This is a genomic window from uncultured Barnesiella sp. (assembly GCF_946496565.1).
Taxonomy (GTDB): domain Bacteria; phylum Bacteroidota; class Bacteroidia; order Bacteroidales; family Barnesiellaceae; genus Barnesiella; species Barnesiella merdigallinarum.
In genome coordinates this window covers 50849-68793 of sequence record NZ_CAMMHD010000009.1, presented here as the reverse complement: position 1 = coordinate 68793, position 17945 = coordinate 50849, and the positions used below count along the sequence as shown (strand labels likewise).

The following is a 17945-nucleotide window of genomic DNA, read 5'->3' as shown; positions in this document are numbered from 1 at the left end:
GGTTATTTTTTCCCGGCCTCGAAGAGCCGCTTTTTCTCTTCGGCCGTCAGCGAGGTGTACCCCGATTTCTTGATTTTATCGAGAATGGCGTCAATCTCGTCGTTCTCCCGTTTTTTGCGGGCCCGATATTCCATATCGGTTTCGGGTCGTGACGAGGTGCGATAGGCGGTGCGGGCCGAGGGGCGTTTCACGCGGATGCGGGGCCGTGGCTTGCAGACCGTCACGATGCGGTCGATGAGTCGGTTGAGCGGAGCGGTGAGGTCTTTTCCCTTCTCCCAACGCACGATGAACCAGTAGCCCAGCAGGGCACCGCCCAGGTGAGCAATGTGGCCGCCGCCGTTGGCCGAGGTGACGCTGAGCAGGTCGATGAGGATAGTGACGATAGCAATGTATTTCAGCGAGATAGCCCCGAGAAAGAGCAGGTTGATTTTATAGTCGGGCATGCGGAAGGCGGTAGCCACCACGATGGCGATAATCGAGGCCGAGGCTCCGCACATGAGCCCCTGCTTTCCCTCGAAATAGGGGAAGAGGTTGTACGAGAGCAGGTAGAGCAGTCCGCCGGCAATGCCGCCCCACAGGTAGAGCCCCACCATCTGCTTCTCGCCGAAGGCGGTGAGGAATATCTGCCCGAACCAGTAGAGCCACAGCATGTTGAAGAGGATGTGCCACACGTCGTAGTGTACGAACATGTAGGTGAGCAGAGTCCACGGATGGGTGATAAACTCGTAGGGATCGGAGGGCATCTCGATGTAGGGGAGCACAATCGAGAGGTCGATGTTGAACAGCAGGAGTACAACCCCCGTGATGCGTAGCAGCAGGAACACCGCTACGTTGATATAGATGAGTTTCAGCAGTACCGAGCCTTGCCCGAACTGCCGCTTGAGGTTGTCAATAATAGAAGCCGCCACCGCCTATTCCTTTCTTTTTCCAATAGCGTATGAGGAAGAATCCGAAGAGCATGCCTCCCAGGTGGGCAAAGTGAGCTACACCGCTCATGGTGCCGCTGATACCGAATATCAGTTCGAGGAGGCCGTAGAAGATAACAAAATATTTAGCCTTGATGGGTATGGGGATAAACAGGATGAAGAGCGGCGCGTTGGGGAACAACATGCCAAAGGCGAGCAGGATACCGAAGGCGGCTCCCGAGGCTCCCACGGTAACAAACTGGTTGAGCAGCATCGAGGTTTGGTCCCAGCCCAACTGGGCTACCGTAGCGTCGATGGCCGAATGCAGTTCGAAATACCAGGCCAGCTCCTGTATCAGACCGGCTCCTATACCGGTGGTGAGGTAGTAGAAGATGAACCGTTTGCCACCCCACACCGCCTCGAGTGTACGGCCGAACATGAAGACCGAGAACATGTTGAAGAAGATGTGGTCGAAGCTGTTCGTGTCGTGAAGGAACATGTAGGTGACCAACTGAATGACGTTGAAATCGTCGGCTTCGATGTAGTGCAATCCCAGCAGATAATTCAAGTCGATGCCGGCAATTTTGGGCAGGGTCAACGCAGCCAGCCACACAATGAAGTTGATGATGATAAGATTGAGCGTGACGGGCGGTATCGATCCCAAAAAAGATCTGTTTTGCATAAATAATCGTTCTTTTATTGACGAGGGTAACTGCCTTGTAGTCTAAGACATAAAACAGATTATCCCCTGATTTTGCAAGCAAAAATAGTGATTTTTCAAGGATTTACTCAAATATGGGTGTGTTATATTATAAAATAGCGACTTTTATTATATTTTTTTACTTTATTGTTTGCACTATATCATTTTAATATTTACATTTGCCGTGCTGCTCTTCAGGGAGATTATTACTTAACTTTTAATTATACATGTTATGAACAAGACTGAACTTATCAATGCTATGGCCGAAAAAGCCGGTTTGAGCAAAGTTGACGCAAAGAAGGCATTGGACGCTTTTGTAGAAGCAGTTTCGGAATCACTCGTAAAAGGGGACAAAGTGGCTCTTATTGGTTTTGGAACTTTTGGCGTTGCAGAGAAAGCTGCTCGCATAGGTATCAATCCGGCAACTAAAGAAAAAATCACTATCGCTGCCAAGAAAGTGGTTAAATTCAAAGCTGGTGCCGAGTTGGCCGACCAAGTAAAATAAAGAAGTTATTTTATGGTAGCATAAAAAAAGAGAGACTTACGAGTCTCTCTTTTTTTGTTGGGTGGTTCCCAAATAGTTGTCTATGCGTTTGAGGAGTGGAACGGGTGCAGCCCGCGGCGTATCTATACCGGGACGTTGGAACGCCGTGCTGCGACACTTCAATCCGGTAGAGACGAAAACCAATGGCACATCCGCTCTTTGTCGGGTGCGAGTGCAGGCACAAGGGATGGTAGGGCGGTAACCTTGCCGGTATTACAATTCGATTTTCTTTTTGCGATTGCGGTGGGTCCACCGTTTTTTGTAGGCGATGAGTTGTCGGAAAATCTTTTCGATACCCAGAATTTCGGAGTGGCTGAGCATGTCGTGCGACATGGGTTCCATGAACGAAGCGGGGGCCGGCTCGGCGGTACCGAACTGCTCGGGATAGAGTACGATAAGGTTGTTGTCGACGAAGTATTTCGAAAGGAACGAGGGAATGTTGTCGGCGTCGGCATTGAACGAGACCGAAGTGGGACGTGCGCTCACGACGATGAAAAGGTCGTCGTCGAGCACTACATTGGCCAAGAGCATGAAATCGTCCCAGCTCTCGAGCACTTCAAACTCGTTGCGGATGTTGTATCGACCGGCTCTCAACCGGGCTTTCAGGTAAGGGATAGTCTCGGCATAGGCATAGAAGATGGCCCGGCAGCCTATCTGTTTGGCCATGTTGGCTATCCGGTCTATCCATCGGGCAAAGCCCGTTTCATATTCGGCCTTGCGAGGTACGGCGATGACGATGCGGGTAATGGTGTTGATGGGGTTTACACACTTCGAGATGAGAATCATCTTGTTGGTGTTCTTGAGCAGCGACTCGATTTTGGCACCGAAGAAGGTATCGACGATATTGGCCTTGTGGTGCAGACCCAGCACGACCTCGGTAATGTTCCGCTCCTTCATGGTGTGGATGATGCCGCTGGTGATGTTCATGTCGTACCGGGCGATGGGAATCAGTTTGGTATCGGCCGATGAGGCTACTTTACCGGCAAACTCGAGAATCGACTGCGAGCGGTAGTTGCTCGTCTTGCTGTCGTCGGTCACATGCAGGGCATAGAGGGGAGTCCGCTTTTGGGGCGACTTGAGCAGCAGGGCCAGGTTGATGAGGTTCTCGATGGTGCTGGGGTTGGCGATGGGTATCAGTATCTGTTCGCTCTGTACGGGCGATTTGGAAGATTTCGGGTCGTTGTTCTGCATGTCGACGACCATTTGGCGGGCGGCTTTCTCGGTGACCAGCGTACTGATGATGCAGGTAACCAGAATCATCACGATGGTGCCGTTGAGGATTTCTTCGTTGAATAGCCCGATGTCGTGACCGATAATCACGGCGGCCAGTGTAGCGGCGGCCTGGGCGTTGCTCAATCCGAAGATGAGGTTGCGATCCACTTTGGTCATGTGGCAGGTTTTCTGGGTGAGCCAGGCGGCAATCCATTTGCACAGGGTGGCGACAACCGACATGTTGATGGCGACGATGAGCGTATCGGTGCCGCTGACGATAACCCGCAAGTCGATGAGCATACCTACCCCGATGAGGAAATAGGGAATGAATAGCGCGTTGCCTACAAATTCGAGCCGGTTCATCAGCGGCGATACATTGGGAATGAACCGGTTGAGTACGATGCCGGCAAAGAAAGCTCCCAAGATGGCCTCCAACCCGATGACCTGCGCCATGTAGGAAGCAAGGAAAACGAGTGCTAAAATAAAGATAAACTGGGTGACGTTGTCGTTGTAGTTCTTGAAAAACCAGCGGGTAAGACGCGGATAGATGTAGAGTATGGCCAAGCTGTAGATGATGATGTTGACCGACAGTCTGAGCCAAAAGAACTCGGTGAGGTCGCCTCGCACCATACCCGAGATGACCGCCAAAATGATGAGTGCTCCCAGCACGGTGAAGATGGTGCCGGCAATGGTGACGGGGACGGCCCGGCTGCGCGAGATTCCGTACCGGCTGATGATGGGATAGGCGATGAGTGTGTGCGAAGCATACATGCTAGCCAGTAAAATCGAGGTCATGAGGTCGAGATGCAGCGTGTAGTAGCTGGTAATCGTACCCAGAATCATGGGGACAAGAAAGGTGTAGAGGCCGAAGATTATACCGTCTTTGCGGGTCTTTTTGAAATCGTTCATATCGATTTCAAGACCGGCCAAAAACATCAGGTAGAGGATACCTACGTTGCCGAATATTTCGAAACTGCTGTCGCGGGCCAGCAGGTTGAGGCCGTTGGGCCCGATGATAACCCCGGCGATGATGAGTCCGATGATGTGTGGAACCCGTATGCGGTTGAGGAGTATGGGCGCAAGCAGGATGATAACCAGTACAATAAAGAAAATCAGTACCGGATTCTCAATCGGTAGAGAAGTAATGCTGCCCATGACTCTGTAATTTTGAGATGCTGAAACTGTAAATATGCAACAAAAATACAAATAAAAGTTCGCTCTTGCAAGCCATACGCTCCCTTCTGTTTGAAAAATATCGCAAATGTCTAAAATGTAGCGGTAAGAATATAATTATTACGTTTTGATATTATTTTGCTTAAATAGTTGTATATTTGCCTCTCTTTTTTGGAGAAAGATAATACACGAGAAATTAACGTATAAAATTACAGAAGAAAGAAGATGAAAGTCGCTATTGTGGGCGCCAGCGGCGCCGTCGGACAAGAGTTCCTAAGGGTTTTGGACGAGCGGAATTTCCCGATCGACGAACTGTTGTTGTTCGGATCCTCTCGGAGTGCAGGACGTGCTTATCCCTTCAGGGGTAAACAGATTGTAGTCAAGGAGCTGAAGCACAATGACGATTTCAAGGGCGTGGATATTGCTTTCACCTCGGCCGGTGCCGGTACCTCGAAAGAGTTTGCCGAGACGATTACCCGCTACGGTGCCATCATGATCGACAACTCGAGTGCTTTCCGCATGGACGACGACGTGCCTCTGGTAGTGCCCGAGGTGAATGGCGACGATGCTTTCGTGCGTCCCCGCGGAATTATCGCCAACCCCAACTGCACCACCATACAGATGGTTGTGGCCCTGAATGCCATCGAGGCCCTCTCGCACATCAAGCGGGTGCATGTGGCTACCTATCAGGCTGCCAGCGGTGCCGGTGCATCGGCCATGGCCGAGCTGAAGAAACAGTTCGAGCAACTCGTGGCCGGCGAGCAACCCACGGTCGAGAAGTTCTTCTTCCAACTGGCCTACAACCTCATTCCCCAGGTCGATGTCTTTACCGACAACCTCTATACCAAGGAGGAGATGAAGATGTATAACGAGACGCGCAAGATTATGCACTCCGATATAGCCGTGAGCGCAACCTGCGTGCGTGTGCCGGTGATGCGGGCTCACTCCGAAGCCATCTGGGTAGAGACCGAGCGTCCCGTATCGGTGGCCGAGGCCCGCGAGGCTTTTGCCCATGCCCCGGGTGTGGTGCTCGAGGACGATCCCGAGAATCGCGTATACCCCATGCCGCTCTTCAAGGCCGGGTGCGATCCGGTGTATGTAGGCCGTATCCGCAGCGATATATCCAACCCCAACGGGTTGACCTTCTGGACCGTGAGCGACCAGATTAAGAAGGGTGCTGCCCTGAATGCCGTGCAGATTGCCGAGTATCTGCTGGCACACAAGCAATAAACAGGCCCCGTGGTTTTCAAGAAAGGGCTCTGCCCGTATTGAAATTTGTATTGTTTATAAATGACCGACAGCCGCATGGAGTGCTCCGTGCGGCTGTCTTGTTATGGGGTGTCGACGTGAGGTCAGTCGTTGTTGACAAAGGTAGAGGTGAGACTCTCTTTCCCCAGGTAGAAGAGTCGGGCCTTGACAACTTGAGCCTGGCAGTCGAGGGGTTCCTCCCAGCGGGGCGACTCGGCCGTAGGCTCGCTGCCGTCGGTGGTGTAGCGTATCTCGGCTTGCGGGATGGGCGAGTTGGCATAGAGCTTGCCGTCGACAATCTGCACACCGGGTTGGGGGATGTGGAAGTTGACCCCTTCGTGGGCGAGGCGAGGCATTTCGACTGCCGCAATCTTGGCATTGTAGATGGCACGGGCCTCTTCATAAAGAGCCTCTTTGTCGTCGGTCGGGGTGGGCGACCAGTCGGGGGTGGCATTCCAGCCGCGCTCTACGAGGCCGAAAATCTTGGGGAAGATGTAGTATTGCGCCTGTTCGAAACTGCCCAGTGTCTCGGCAAAGAGCTGCGCCTGTATACCCTTGATGCGGGGGCGGGCCTGTGGCTGGAGGGCCACCTTGCCCTGGTGGGCCTTCTTGAGATTCTTGGGGTTGCCGGCCATGTCGGTGCGGGCCGAGCAGTAGATGTTGTAGGGGAGCATGTTGTACGAGGCAAATTGGTCGACATAGCCACCCCAGATGAGTCCCGGCTCGTCTTTGTGGGAATTGTAGGCCAAGTCGAGGTAGAAATTGCTGACATTGCAGAGAATCACGCCATATCCGTCATTAGCCACGGTGTAGGGTATTATGTCGCTGCGTCCGGTGGTGCGCCAGCAGTATACACCGTCGAAGCGGGGTGCGATTCGGGCGTTCAGCTCGGGTGAGTGGTTGAGGGCAACCTCTTGCCACCCCGATACTTTTACACCTTTCCCGGCCAGCATGGCCGATACCTGGTCGAGGAAGTGTTCGGCCAGTTGGTGCGGGTGGGTCATACCCTGCTCTTTCATAAACCGCTGGCAAGAGGGCGACCCTTCCCACGAGCCGTGGGGCACTTCGTCGCCACCGATGTGAATAGCGGCCAGCGGTACACCGGCTTCGCGGTACATGGCGATAATCTCGTCGCTCACCTTCTCCATGAAACGGTAGACCGAGGGGAGCGACACGTTCATGATGTTGTCGGTATAGGCTTGGGCCGAAACATATTTCGAGGTATCGGCTTTCTCGGAGAGCAGGTACTCTTTGGCACCCTCGGGGTCACTGTCTTTCAATCGGTTGTAGCGAGCTTTCATGGCAACGATGGCTGCGCGGGCATGTCCCGGCGACTCGATTTCGGGGATAACGGTGATGTGACGGCTGGCGGCATATTGCAGCAAATCGATAAAATCCTGGCGGGTATAATAGCCGTTGGCTGTGGCGGTGGTATCGGCGGGATTCCAGCCTCCGTAGTAGTTGGGGTAGAGGCATTGGCTCTCGTCGCGGGTAAACCCGCGGTGCGCCCCCACCGAGGTGAGCTCTTCGAGTCCGGGAATCTCGAGCCGCCAGGCTTCGTCGTCGCTGAAGTGGAAGTGGAAGGTGTTGATTTTGTACGAGGCCAGCAGGTCAATCAGCCTGAAGAGGTCGGCCTTGCGGGTGAAGTTGCGGGCGATGTCGAGCATCATGCCGCGGTAGAGCAGGTCGGGGTAGTCGTCGATGGCTACGTTGTCGAGCCGGGCAGGGATGTTCTGCCGCTTCAGCAGCGAGAGCAGGGTCTGCGAGCCGTTGAAGATGGCGTGAGGCGTAGCCCCGCTGACGGTGATGTAGTTGTCGCGGACATCGAGCCGGTAGTGCTCGTCGTTGCGGGCCTGGGTGTTTTTGGCGAAGTGGCAGAGGGCGATGACGGTCTGCCCGTTGTCGGTGACGTGGTAACCTATCTTTTCCAGTTCCTGCACCAGCAGGCGAGCTTCATTGGCAAAACCCTCCTCGACGCTGAGCGAGATGTTCTCGGAGATAACCGACACCCCCGTGCGCGGGGTCACCTCTTTGAGCGAGGGCAGCATGTCGTAGGTTTGCGGAGTGTAGTCGGTCTGGAGCGCTTCGTTCTGGGCATAGCAGGTAGCCCCGTCGGGGTAAGGGGGAGCCACCCGGTCGGGAACGGTCCACTGTGCTTCACGGGTGAAGGGTGCGATGGTGAGGGGTATGGATACCGGCTTGTCGTCGCTCTGCACGAAGAAGGGCGACTTGGGGGTAAATTGGGTTTGGGTGAGGATACCCCTGTTGAGGTAGTGTATGGCGATGGAGTCGCCGGGGGCAAGCGGTTGCCACGAGTCGGCAGGGGTCATCTTGTAGTATCCGGGGTTGACCATCTCGATTGTCACCGGTGAGTTTTCGTAGTTCTTTACCTGGCGGGGCGAGAGTTGGGTGTAGTAGATTTCCCATCCGGTTTCGAGCGGCTTGTCCGAGGTATTGACAAGGGTGAAGGTGCTCCCGTAGAATCCGGGTTCCTCTTGGTTCTCGCCCATCTCCCATTGCAGGGATACGGGGCTTTGCGGCGTCGTCTTGCAGGCGGTCAGCGAGCTTATGGCCAGCGCAGTGAGCAGAAGATGCGATTTTTTCATGTTCATGGTATGTTTAAGTGATGAATGATGATTGTCTGATGCGTGAGGAGACCGAAGCACTACCAGCCCGACGAGGCACCACCGCCGCCGGTGGAGCCTCCACCGAATCCGCCGCCGAAACCGCCTCCACCGAATCCTCCGCCCCGGCCCGAACCGCCAATGATGGTGGCCGCTGCAACGACGGGGATGATGTAGACTTTGCGGTCTATCTTGTGGCAATGGGCACAGATGTAGCGCTTCTCGCCCAGTCCGGTGCTTACGGCGGTAGCCCGGCGCAGGATATGGTCGCCTTCGAGGCTGTAGGCCCGGCTGTGGCAGTAGGGGCACCGCTGGTATTGGGTGAATTGGTTTTCGTAGGGATAGACGAGGGTGTTGCCGCACTGGTCGCAGAGCCACACGTCGTAGTCGACCGAGTTGAGTTGCTCCTCGGTATTCTCCTGCGGGGTGAGGTAGAGGTTGTCCTCCTCTTCGTTCAGCTTGCGCATGGTGCCGCCGCACGATTCACACTTGCGGGGTTTGTTGCGCAGCCGTTTGAGCCGGCGGCTCAGCCCGCCGTAGAGCAGCCACACGAAGAAGGGGAAGATGAAGCTGCCGACAAGCAGGAAGGGGCGGAAGGCCACCAGCCGCTTGTATTGCTCATAGGGCCCTTTGCGGGCATAGCGGGCCACTATCCACAGCATGGCAAAGAGCAGGATGTGCGAGACGACGAGCGAGATGGTGATGTAGCCGTTGAATATCTTGCCCCAGTCGATTTCTATCCCTTGGACCTGGGGAGCTGCCGTAATCTCCTCGGCAGCGGCGGGGTCGGTGAGTATGCGGGTGACGGCCGTAATGCCGTCGGTCATGCCCTGGTTGTAGTTGCCCTCCCTGAAGCGGGGCAGGATGTAGCGCGACTGGATGCGTTTGCAGATGGCATCGGGCAGAACCCCCTCCAGTCCGTAGCCGGTGCGGAAGGTGATGCGCCGCTGGTCGAGCACGAGCAGCACGAGCAGACCGTTGTCGTTCTTTTTGCCGATGCCCCACTGGGTGAAGAGTTCGGTGGCGAAGAGGTCGGTATCGGTCTGGCCGATCGACTGCAGGGCTACGACGGCCACCTCGCTGGTGGTGGCCTCCTGCAGGTCGAAGAGCATGCGGTCGAGCGTGTCGACGGTCTCGGGCGAGAGTATCCCGTCGGGGTTGCTTACAAACCGCCGGCCGTCGGTCTGGTGTACGTTGGGCACTTGGGCGGGGGTATATTCGACCGCCCGCAGCAGGGGGACGAAGAGAAGGAGCAGAAGTATCGTGCAGAATCTTTTCATGCGTGTATTCGTGTTTAAAGCGAGGGGAGGCTCATGCCGTTGATTTTGCGATAGAGGTCGAGGGCATAGACGTCGGTCATGCCCGATATGTAGTCGATGACCGCCTGTACCTTGCCGTAGAGCGTGGGGGCGTGCATTTCGTATTGCTCGGGTACCTTGTTGAGCAGCAGGCGCGAGTAGGCCTTGTCGGGGAATCGCACGGCATCGAGAAACTTGTCGAGCAGCACCGAGATGATGCGGTTACCGGCCAGCTCGATGTCGAGTACGTCCGACGATTTGTAGATTTTTTCCATCGCCGTAGCGGCGCAGTTGCGGTAGGCCTGGCAGGGACGGTCGGAGATGTGGTCGACCAAAGCCCCGGTAAACCGTCCTTCGAGCAACGCCTGCTCTTCGCGGCAGAAGAGGGCCGAGCATTCGTCGATGAGGGTGCCGATGACGCAGGAGCGCAGGTAGACAATCTGCTCGTTGAGGTCGGTCACCACCTTGAGCACGTCGAGAATGTGCTGTTGCCGCTTCGGGTCGAAGAAGTCGAGGAAGAGCCCCTTCACCGTTTCGGTGGTGAGAATCTTCAACTTGTGGGCATCCTCGATGTCCATGATCTGGTAGCAGATGTCGTCGGCCGCCTCGACCAGATAGACCAGCGGGTGGCGGTGGTAGCGCTCGCCGCTGTCTCCCTCGGGGAGCATGCCCAGGTCGTTGGCGATGCGCAGGAAGTCTTCCTTTTCTGAAGTGAAGAAGCCCGACTTGCCCCGCTTGGTCGACTGGATGGACGAGTAGGGGTATTTCACGATCGAGGCAAGAGTCGAGTAGGTGAGTGCAAAGCCGCCGGGCCGCCGGCCGTGGAACTGGTGGGTGAGCAGGCGGAAGGCGTTGGCATTCCCCTCGAAGTGGGTGAAGTCTTGCCAGTGGTGCTCGTTTCGCAGCTCCTGTTTCAGCACCTGCCCGTTCCCCTCGGAGAAGTAGGTGGCAATGGCCCGTTCGCCCGAGTGGCCGAAGGGGGGATTGCCCAGGTCGTGGGCCAGACAAGCCGCCGAGGTGATGGCCCCCAGGTGGTTGAGCTTGTGGCACCAGGGCTCTCTGCTGTATTTCTCGGAGAGCGTGGCCGACACGTTGTTGCCCAGCGAACGCCCCACGCACGAAACCTCGAGGCTGTGGGTGAGCCGGTTGTGCACGAATATGCTGCCCGGCAGCGGGAATACCTGGGTCTTGTTCTGCAGGCGGCGGAAGGGCGCCGAGAAGACCAGGCGGTCGTAGTCGCGCTGAAAGTCGGTGCGGGTGTGGCGCCGCTCGTCGTGGTACTTCTCCATGCCGAAGCGTTTGGAGGTGATGAGGCGGTCCCAGTGCATTTGGGTAGGGGGTTCTTTGGCTTGCATGTTTCTGAATTCTTGTCAATAATCTGTGCAAATGTAGTAAAAAAGAGAGACAAAAAGTGGTAGAGCGACAAAAACCTCGGCCCCGTTTGGACGGGCATCGCATTAAAATATAAAAAATAGGGTGCTTTATTGATAGGATTTCGTTATTTTCGCAGATTAAAAGAGTGAAAATAAGTATTCTTTATAAACGTATATTCCGATGAAGGTTTCTGTCAAGATAGTCAACAAGTCGCATCACGCGCTACCCTCGTACAGTACGCTGTTTTCGGCCGGTATGGATATTCGCGCCAACCTGTCCGAGCCGGTGACCCTGGCTCCCCTCGAGCGCAAGCTCATTCCCACCGGTCTCTATATCGCCCTGCCCGAGGGTTACGAGGCGCAGATACGGCCGCGCAGCGGGCTGGCGCTGAAGCATGGCATCACCATACCCAACACGCCGGGCACCATCGATGCCGACTATCGGGGCGAGGTGGGCGTCATCGTGCTCAACGTCTCGGACAAGCCCTTTACCATCGAGGATGGCGAACGCATCTGCCAGATGGTGGTGAAGGAGTATTGCCGGGTCGAGTGGGACGAGGTCGAGTCGCTCGACGAGACCGAACGCGGAGCCGGCGGATTCGGTCATACGGGTGTGAAATAAAAAGCCTCTGGACGAAGTTATGATGAGGATGATGAGCATGCGAAAATATGGAACGATAGCGCTGCTGTGCGTAGCGTGGTGTGTCGCCCTGACCGGTTGTGCCCTGCATAAGAGCGGTACCCGGGGTGAACTCTCGGCCGAAGAGCGCCAGAAGTTCGAATACTTTTACCTCGAGGCCGAGCGCCAGAAGGCTCTCGACCACGACGATGCGGCATTCGACCTGATGAGCCGGGCCGCCGAAATCGATACCGCCAGTGCGGCCGCCCGTTTCTTCCTGGCTCCCTACTACCTGCGTCTGGGCCTCTACGACCAGGCTCGCAGCGACCTGCGCTATGCCGCCGAGCAACACCCCGAAAACTATTGGTACAACGTAGTCTATGCCAACTTTTCGCAACAGATCGGGCAGCACGACGAGGCGATACGCATCTGGTCGCGGTTGCTCAAACAGAATCCCGACAAGGGCGAGATAAATTCGGCCCTGGCCGAAGCCTATACCGCCAAGGGCGACCTGAAGTCGGCCGTGGCCTGCTACGACAGCCTGGAGCTGTCGATGGGCATCATGGCCCCCATCACCATCGAGAAGCTGAAGCTCTACGAGCGTATGGGCGATATGGATGCGATGGTTTCGGAGGCCGAGAAACTGCAACGCACCTTCCCCCAAAATACCGACTACATGCGGCTGTTGGGCGACATCTACCTCGAGACGGGGCGCGACTCGTCGGCGCTGGCCATGTACGACCGGGCCCTGAAAGTGGAGCCCGAGAACGGCTACGTCTACCTGTCGAAAGCCGGCTATTACGAGAAGAAGGGCGACTCCATCGCCTACAACAACGAGATACGGAATGCCTTGACAAGCCGTCATATCGACGTGGATACGAAGCTGAACATCTTCAGCACCTACATTGTGGACCTGATGAAGAAGAAGCAGGAGCTGAATCGGGTCGATTCGCTCTTTGCCGAGATGCTCGAGCAGTATCCGCAGGAGGAGCCGGTACACCGGCTCTTCGGCATGTACCTGTCGAGCCGCAAGGAGTTTACGCGGGCCGAGGAACAGTATGCCATCGCTACCGACCTGGCCCCCTCCAACCCCGAGAACTGGCTGCAGCTGATAGGGCTGTACCTCTATCAGGAGAAGTATGCCGACGTGATACGGGTGGGCAAACGGGCCATACAGTATGTGCCCGACCAGAAAGATATTTACATGTATGTGGCGGTAGCCAGCACGCAGGCGAAGAGTTATGCCGAGGCGCTCGAGATGCTCGAGACGGGGCTCACCTATGTCGACGAGGGCGACAACGGCACGAAGTCGTTTTTCTACGGGCAGATGGGCGATGTCTATCACTCGTCGGGCGACCGCGAGAAGGCCTATGCCATGTACGACCTGGCTCTGTCGTACAACGCCTCGAACATACCGGTGCTCAACAACTACAGCTATTTCCTGGCCATCGAGGGGCGCGACCTCGACAAGGCCGAGCGTATGAGTGCCCAGACGGTGAAGGCCGAACCCGACAACGCCACTTACCTCGATACCTATGCGTGGATATTTTTCAAGAAGGGCGACTATTCGCTGGCCCGCCTCTATATGAAAAATGCCATCGACAAGAGCCCCGAACCCAGTGCCGAGCTGTATGAACACTACGGCGACATACTGGCCATGCTGGGCGAGCTGGACGAGGCGGTGACCTATTGGCAAAAGGCCCTCGACCTGGGGAGCGAGTCGGCCGATGTGTTGAAAGAGAAAATCGAGCAAAAGAAATATATTGAGAAATGAAACCTATATACGTAGCGGTCTGTATCGTGTTGCTGTCGATGCTGGCAGGCTGTAAGGGAGGAAAGGAGCTGGCCACCCGCCAGCCGGTGTCGCAAGAGGTGCGTAACAGTTTCGAGACCCTCATGGCATCGTATCCCGAGTGGACCACCTTCTCGGCGAAGGGGTCGGCCGATGTAGGGCTGGGCAAAGGGGGCTCGCTGAGTACAAGCACACAGGTGCGCATGGTACGCGGCGAGTCGTTGCAGATTTCGGTGCGTGTCTTTTTGGGCATCGAGGTGGCGCGGCTCTACATGACGCGCGACAGCCTCTTTGTCATCGACAAGATGCAACGCCGGTATGTGGCCGAGTCGCTGGCCTCGATAGGGGCACGGCTCTCGCAGGAGCTCTCGCTGGCCACGGTGCAGGATGCCCTGCTGGGGCGCATCTTCCTGCTGGGCAGTAGCTCGTCGGCCTGTCGTATCGACGACTTCGAGGTTGTCGAGTCGGGGTCGTCGCGGTGGTCGCTGCAGCCTCGCAGCCAGGATGCCCGTTTCGGCTACCGGTTCGACCTGAACGGCACGAAGCTGCTCTCGACGCAGTTGAGCTCGGCCGACGGCAGCAAGTCGATTGTGTGCCATTATGCCGACTTTGTCAAGCAGGGGACGAGCGACAATTTCCCCACCACCATGCAGTTGTCTCTCACGGGGCTGAACCTGCCGTTGTCGCTCAACCTGGGTTATGACGCCTCGTCGATTTCCTGGAACGGGAAGGTAAGCATCGAGAAGCTCGACCTGTCGAGGTATACACGTGTCACGGCTACGCAGTTGTTAAAGGAGTTGTCGATATGAAAAGGTGGTTAGTCTTATGTTGCATAATCGGGTTGGGGGCTTCGACTCTCTTCGCCCAAACCCTCGAGATGGAGAAGCTGCGCCGCAATCGGGAGCAGACGCTGAAGGAGCTGAACGAGACCAACAAAAAGCTCGACAAGACGCTGCGCAGCGCCAAGAGTTCGCTCAACGAGCTGAACAGCATCACGGCCGAAATCAAGCAGCAACGCAACCTGATAGCCAAGATCAACAAGGAGATTGCCGTCATCAACCGCAAGCAGCGGGCGGTAAAGGATACCATCTACCTGCTGCAAAAGGACCTGACGGCCAAGAAGCGCAGCTATGCCAGTGCCGTGAAGCGCATGGGACACCGGCGGTCGGAGTATGACGAGCTGATGTTCATCTTCTCGGCCTCGTCGTTGAGCGAGTCGTACAGGCGGGCTCGTTACCTGAAGGAGTATTCGGCCTGGCGCAAGCGGCAGGCCGCCGAGATAACCGAGCGCAAGCAGCAGCTCGAGGAGTTGCAGAAGGAGCTGGCCAAGAGCATGGCCGAGAAGAATGCCATACTCAAGGAACGTAGCGCCGAAGCCGAGGTGCTGAAGAAGCAGGAGGGGAGCAAGCGCAACCTGATTGCCGGCCTCAAGAAACAGGAGAAACAGTTGAAACGCGAGATAGACCGCAAGCGGAAACAGGCCGAGGCCCTGGACCGCAAGCTCGAACAACTCATTGCCGAGGAGGAGCGCAAGTCGTCGGACCGCGCCAACAAGGCCGACGGGCAGACCTCGACCGCCAAGCGCTCGACCAAGGGCTACAAGATGACCAAGGAGGAGCTGGCCCTCTCGGGCAGCTTCGAGAAGAACAAGGGCAAACTGCCCTTCCCCCTCTCGGGCAGCTACAAGATTGTGGCCCACTTCGGCCGTCAGCAGCACCCCGAACTGCGCTACGTGCAGACCGAAAACAGCGGTATCGACATCGAGACTACACCGGGCACCAAGGCACGGGCCGTCTTCAACGGGGTGGTGTCGCGCATCTTCGTTACCCCGGGATACAACAGCACCATCATCGTGCGGCACGGTAACTACCTGACCATCTACGCCAACCTGAGCGAGGTCTATGTACGGGCCGGCGAGAAGGTGAAGACCGGGCAGAACCTGGGGAAAATCTATTCCGACTCACAGGACGGCAACCGCACCATCCTCACCTTCCAGCTCTGGAAAGAGCGTAAGAAGCTGAACCCCGAGTCGTGGCTTAATCTGTAAAAACGAAAAGGCATGGGTATGGAGATACACCGGTATACGGCGGCTTATCACCGCGACTGGAACGATTTTGTCAACGAGTCGTCGAACGGGACCTTTCTGTTTCTGCGGGAATACATGGAGTATCATGCCGACCGCTTCAGCGACTATTCGCTGCTGGTCTACGACGATAACAGGCTGCTGGCCCTGTTGCCGGCCAACCGCCAGGGCGACGTGCTCTATTCGCACGCCGGCCTCACCTATGGCGGGCTCATCGTGACTACCCGCAACACTACGGTGCAGGTGCTCGAAATCATGCAGCTCATTGCCGACTTCCTGCGCAAGGAGCGTTTTGTCAAGTGGGTCTACAAGTGTGTGCCCCATATCTACCACCGTTATCCGTCGGAGGCCGACCTCTATGCCCTCTTCCGGCTCAATGCCCGGTGGGTGGGATGCAACATCTCGTCGACCGTGCAGCAGGATCGTCCGCTGCGCTTCCGGGCCGACCGCCGCAGCCGCATCAAGAAGGCCGAGCAGGCCGGACTGCAGGTGGTCGAGACGACCGACTTCGCCCCCTTCTGGGCCATTCTGGAGGCCAATCTGCAGGAGCGGTTCCACGTGAAGCCGGTCCACTCGCTGGCCGAAATCGAATTGCTGCACAGCCGTTTCCCCGACCGCATCCGTCACTTGGTGACGATGCGCGGCAACGAGGTGCTGGCCGGCAGTGTCATCTACGACACAGGTATCGTGGCACATGCCCAGTACACCTCGGCTTCGCATGAGGGGAAGAGCTCGGGAGCCCTCGACCTGCTTTATGGGAAAATCATCGGCGAGGTGTTTGCCGACCGCAAGTGGTTCGACTTCGGGCAGTCGACCGAGGATATGGGCCACTACCTCAACGAGGGGCTCATCACCCAGAAGGAGGGGTTCGGATGTCGGGCCATCGCCTATAACATTTACGAGATAATTTTATAACCAGCCATGAACAGCGGGGAGGACAAGAAGATATACCGCACCATCGTGAAGGCTACCGGCCTTTTCGGGGGGACGCAGGTGTTCACCATCCTCTGTTCGATTATCAAGACCAAACTGGTAGCCATCTGGCTGGGTGCCGAGGGGGTAGGCATTATCGGGTTGTATAGCAACACGGTTGACATGATTTCGGCCCTGACCCGGCTGGGCATCGGCACCAGTTCGGTGCGCGACCTGTCGCGGGCCTTCAAGTCGGGCGACCGTAACCGGTTTGCCAGCCTGGTGAAGGTGGTGCGCCGCTGGGTGTGGTTCACCGGTCTGCTGGGGGCGGTGCTTATGCTCACCTTTGCCCCGGTGCTGAGTCGCTACACCTTTGGCGACTCGCAACACATCTGGGGTTTTGTCTTCCTGTCGTGCACGCTGTTGTTTACCGCACTTACCGAGGGCGAGCGGGCCATCATTCAGGCCTCGAACCGCCTGCGGGTGCTGGCCCGTTGCTCGGTGCTGGGGTCGGTGCTGGCACTGCTGCTGTCGTTGCCGTTGTTCTACTTCTACGGCATCTCGGGCATCGTGCCCGCTATTGTCGCCCACACCTTTGCCATCGTTCTGGTGACGGTGCTGTTGGGCCGTCGCATGAAAATCGAGCCGGTTTCGATTGACTGGCGCGAGACCTACCGTCAGGGGCGGGGCATCGCCGCACTGGGCATCTACATGACGGTGAGCGGCTTCATCACCACGCTCTACTCCTATCTGTTCGTGGCCTGGCTCAACAGCCACAGCGGCACCGGCGAGGTGGGGTACTACCAGGCCGGTTACACGCTGGTGATGCAATATGTGGGGCTGGTTTTCACGGCCATGTCGATGGAGTATTACCCCCGGCTTTCGGTCGTTTGCGAAGACCGGGCTCTGCTCTCGGAGCATGTGTCGCGACAGGTCGAGACCTCGCTGCTGATACTGGTGCCCTTCATCTCGCTCTTTATCGTTTTGCAAACGCTGATTATACATATATTATATACGGCCGATTTCCTGGCAATCGGGGGGTACATCTCGTGGGCGGCCCTGGGCATGCTGTTCCGCGCCTTCTCGTGGAGCGTCAGTTTTGTGCTGCTGGCCAAGGGGGCAGGTCGCCTCTACCTCATTACCGAAGTGCTGGCCGACTCGCTGATGTTCGTTCTCTACCTGTTGGGATATACCCGGTGGGGACTGGTCGGGGTGGGGGTAGCCTATCTGCTGGCCTATCTCTGTTCAGGAACGGGTATCTACCTGCTGTGCCGTGTCAAGTACGGGTTGCGTGTGCCCCTGCGGGTATTCGGGCTGTTGGGGCTGAGTGTGGCCGGGTGTGCCGTCGTGCTGCTTTTGTGGCAGGGCGGTCAGGCGATTGGGGCCTGGGTAGCCACGGCGATGTGGGTGCTTCTGGCCGGCTGGCAGTTGAAACGGAGGCTGTTGTAGGTGCCATGCAATA

General features: G+C 56.7%; 14 protein-coding genes. 8 read left to right on the top strand and 6 right to left on the bottom strand.

The window, feature by feature from the left end; translation table 11 throughout:
- Positions 1–2 precede the first annotated feature (2 nt).
- Both Q1K76_RS06445 and Q1K76_RS06440 read right to left on the bottom strand, forming a co-directional pair.
- Positions 3–908, bottom strand: a complete 906-nt coding sequence (locus Q1K76_RS06445) for a rhomboid family intramembrane serine protease (RefSeq protein ID WP_300131957.1) — start codon at positions 906–908, stop codon at positions 3–5.
- A complete protein-coding gene (locus Q1K76_RS06440) occupies positions 889–1587 on the bottom strand; it encodes a rhomboid family intramembrane serine protease (protein WP_300131954.1) in 699 nt (232 codons plus the stop codon). The genes Q1K76_RS06445 and Q1K76_RS06440 overlap by 20 nt, the downstream gene beginning before the upstream one ends.
- A 250-nt stretch (positions 1588–1837) precedes the next feature.
- Between Q1K76_RS06440 and Q1K76_RS06435 the strand changes: the two genes are divergently transcribed.
- Positions 1838–2110: an HU family DNA-binding protein gene (locus Q1K76_RS06435; protein ID WP_300131951.1), complete on the top strand. Its 273-nt coding sequence runs from the start codon at positions 1838–1840 to the stop codon at positions 2108–2110.
- Positions 2111–2362: 252 nt separating this feature from the next.
- Here the strand turns inward: Q1K76_RS06435 and Q1K76_RS06430 are convergent, their stop codons facing one another.
- Positions 2363–4516: a cation:proton antiporter gene (locus Q1K76_RS06430; RefSeq protein ID WP_300131948.1), complete on the bottom strand. Its 2154-nt coding sequence runs from the start codon at positions 4514–4516 to the stop codon at positions 2363–2365.
- 243 nt (positions 4517–4759) lie between these two features.
- Between Q1K76_RS06430 and Q1K76_RS06425 the strand changes: the two genes are divergently transcribed.
- Positions 4760–5764 (top strand): aspartate-semialdehyde dehydrogenase, encoded by a 1005-nt coding sequence (locus tag Q1K76_RS06425; protein ID WP_300131946.1) that lies wholly within the window; start codon positions 4760–4762, stop codon positions 5762–5764.
- A gap of 122 nt (positions 5765–5886) precedes the next feature.
- On the opposite strand, the gene Q1K76_RS06420 is transcribed toward Q1K76_RS06425, so the two are convergent.
- The 3 genes from Q1K76_RS06420 to dgt are packed head-to-tail and all read right to left on the bottom strand — an operon-like array spanning position 5887 to position 11032.
- Complete coding sequence (locus tag Q1K76_RS06420; RefSeq protein WP_300131944.1) at positions 5887–8388, bottom strand: family 20 glycosylhydrolase; 2502 nt, start codon at positions 8386–8388, stop codon at positions 5887–5889.
- 59 nt (positions 8389–8447) lie between these two features.
- Entirely contained in the window at positions 8448–9686 is a 1239-nt protein-coding gene (locus Q1K76_RS06415) for a YgcG family protein (protein WP_300131941.1), read from the bottom strand.
- A gap of 14 nt (positions 9687–9700) precedes the next feature.
- On the bottom strand, positions 9701–11032 hold the full coding sequence (gene dgt / locus Q1K76_RS06410) for a dGTP triphosphohydrolase (protein ID WP_300132011.1): 1332 nt from the start codon (positions 11030–11032) through the stop codon (positions 9701–9703).
- 226 nt (positions 11033–11258) lie between these two features.
- On the opposite strand from dgt, the gene dut reads away from it, so the two are divergent.
- The 6 genes from dut to Q1K76_RS06380 are packed head-to-tail and all read left to right on the top strand — an operon-like array spanning position 11259 to position 17932.
- The gene (gene dut, locus Q1K76_RS06405) at positions 11259–11699 is read left to right on the top strand and encodes a dUTP diphosphatase (RefSeq protein ID WP_289540995.1); all 441 of its coding nucleotides are present in this window, start codon (positions 11259–11261) and stop codon (positions 11697–11699) included.
- Positions 11700–11718: 19 nt separating this feature from the next.
- Positions 11719–13470: a tetratricopeptide repeat protein gene (locus Q1K76_RS06400; protein ID WP_300131936.1), complete on the top strand. Its 1752-nt coding sequence runs from the start codon at positions 11719–11721 to the stop codon at positions 13468–13470.
- Positions 13467–14297: a DUF4292 domain-containing protein gene (locus Q1K76_RS06395; RefSeq protein WP_300131933.1), complete on the top strand. Its 831-nt coding sequence runs from the start codon at positions 13467–13469 to the stop codon at positions 14295–14297. The genes Q1K76_RS06400 and Q1K76_RS06395 overlap by 4 nt, the downstream gene beginning before the upstream one ends.
- On the top strand, positions 14294–15535 hold the full coding sequence (locus Q1K76_RS06390; protein ID WP_300131930.1) for a peptidoglycan DD-metalloendopeptidase family protein: 1242 nt from the start codon (positions 14294–14296) through the stop codon (positions 15533–15535). Before Q1K76_RS06395 ends, Q1K76_RS06390 begins: the two co-directional genes overlap by 4 nt.
- A gap of 18 nt (positions 15536–15553) precedes the next feature.
- Positions 15554–16486 carry a GNAT family N-acetyltransferase gene (locus tag Q1K76_RS06385; protein WP_300131927.1) on the top strand — a complete coding sequence of 311 codons (933 nt, stop codon included), beginning with the start codon at positions 15554–15556 and terminating at the stop codon, positions 16484–16486.
- Positions 16487–16492: 6 nt separating this feature from the next.
- Positions 16493–17932: an oligosaccharide flippase family protein gene (locus Q1K76_RS06380; RefSeq protein WP_300131925.1), complete on the top strand. Its 1440-nt coding sequence runs from the start codon at positions 16493–16495 to the stop codon at positions 17930–17932.
- Positions 17933–17945 lie beyond the last annotated feature (13 nt).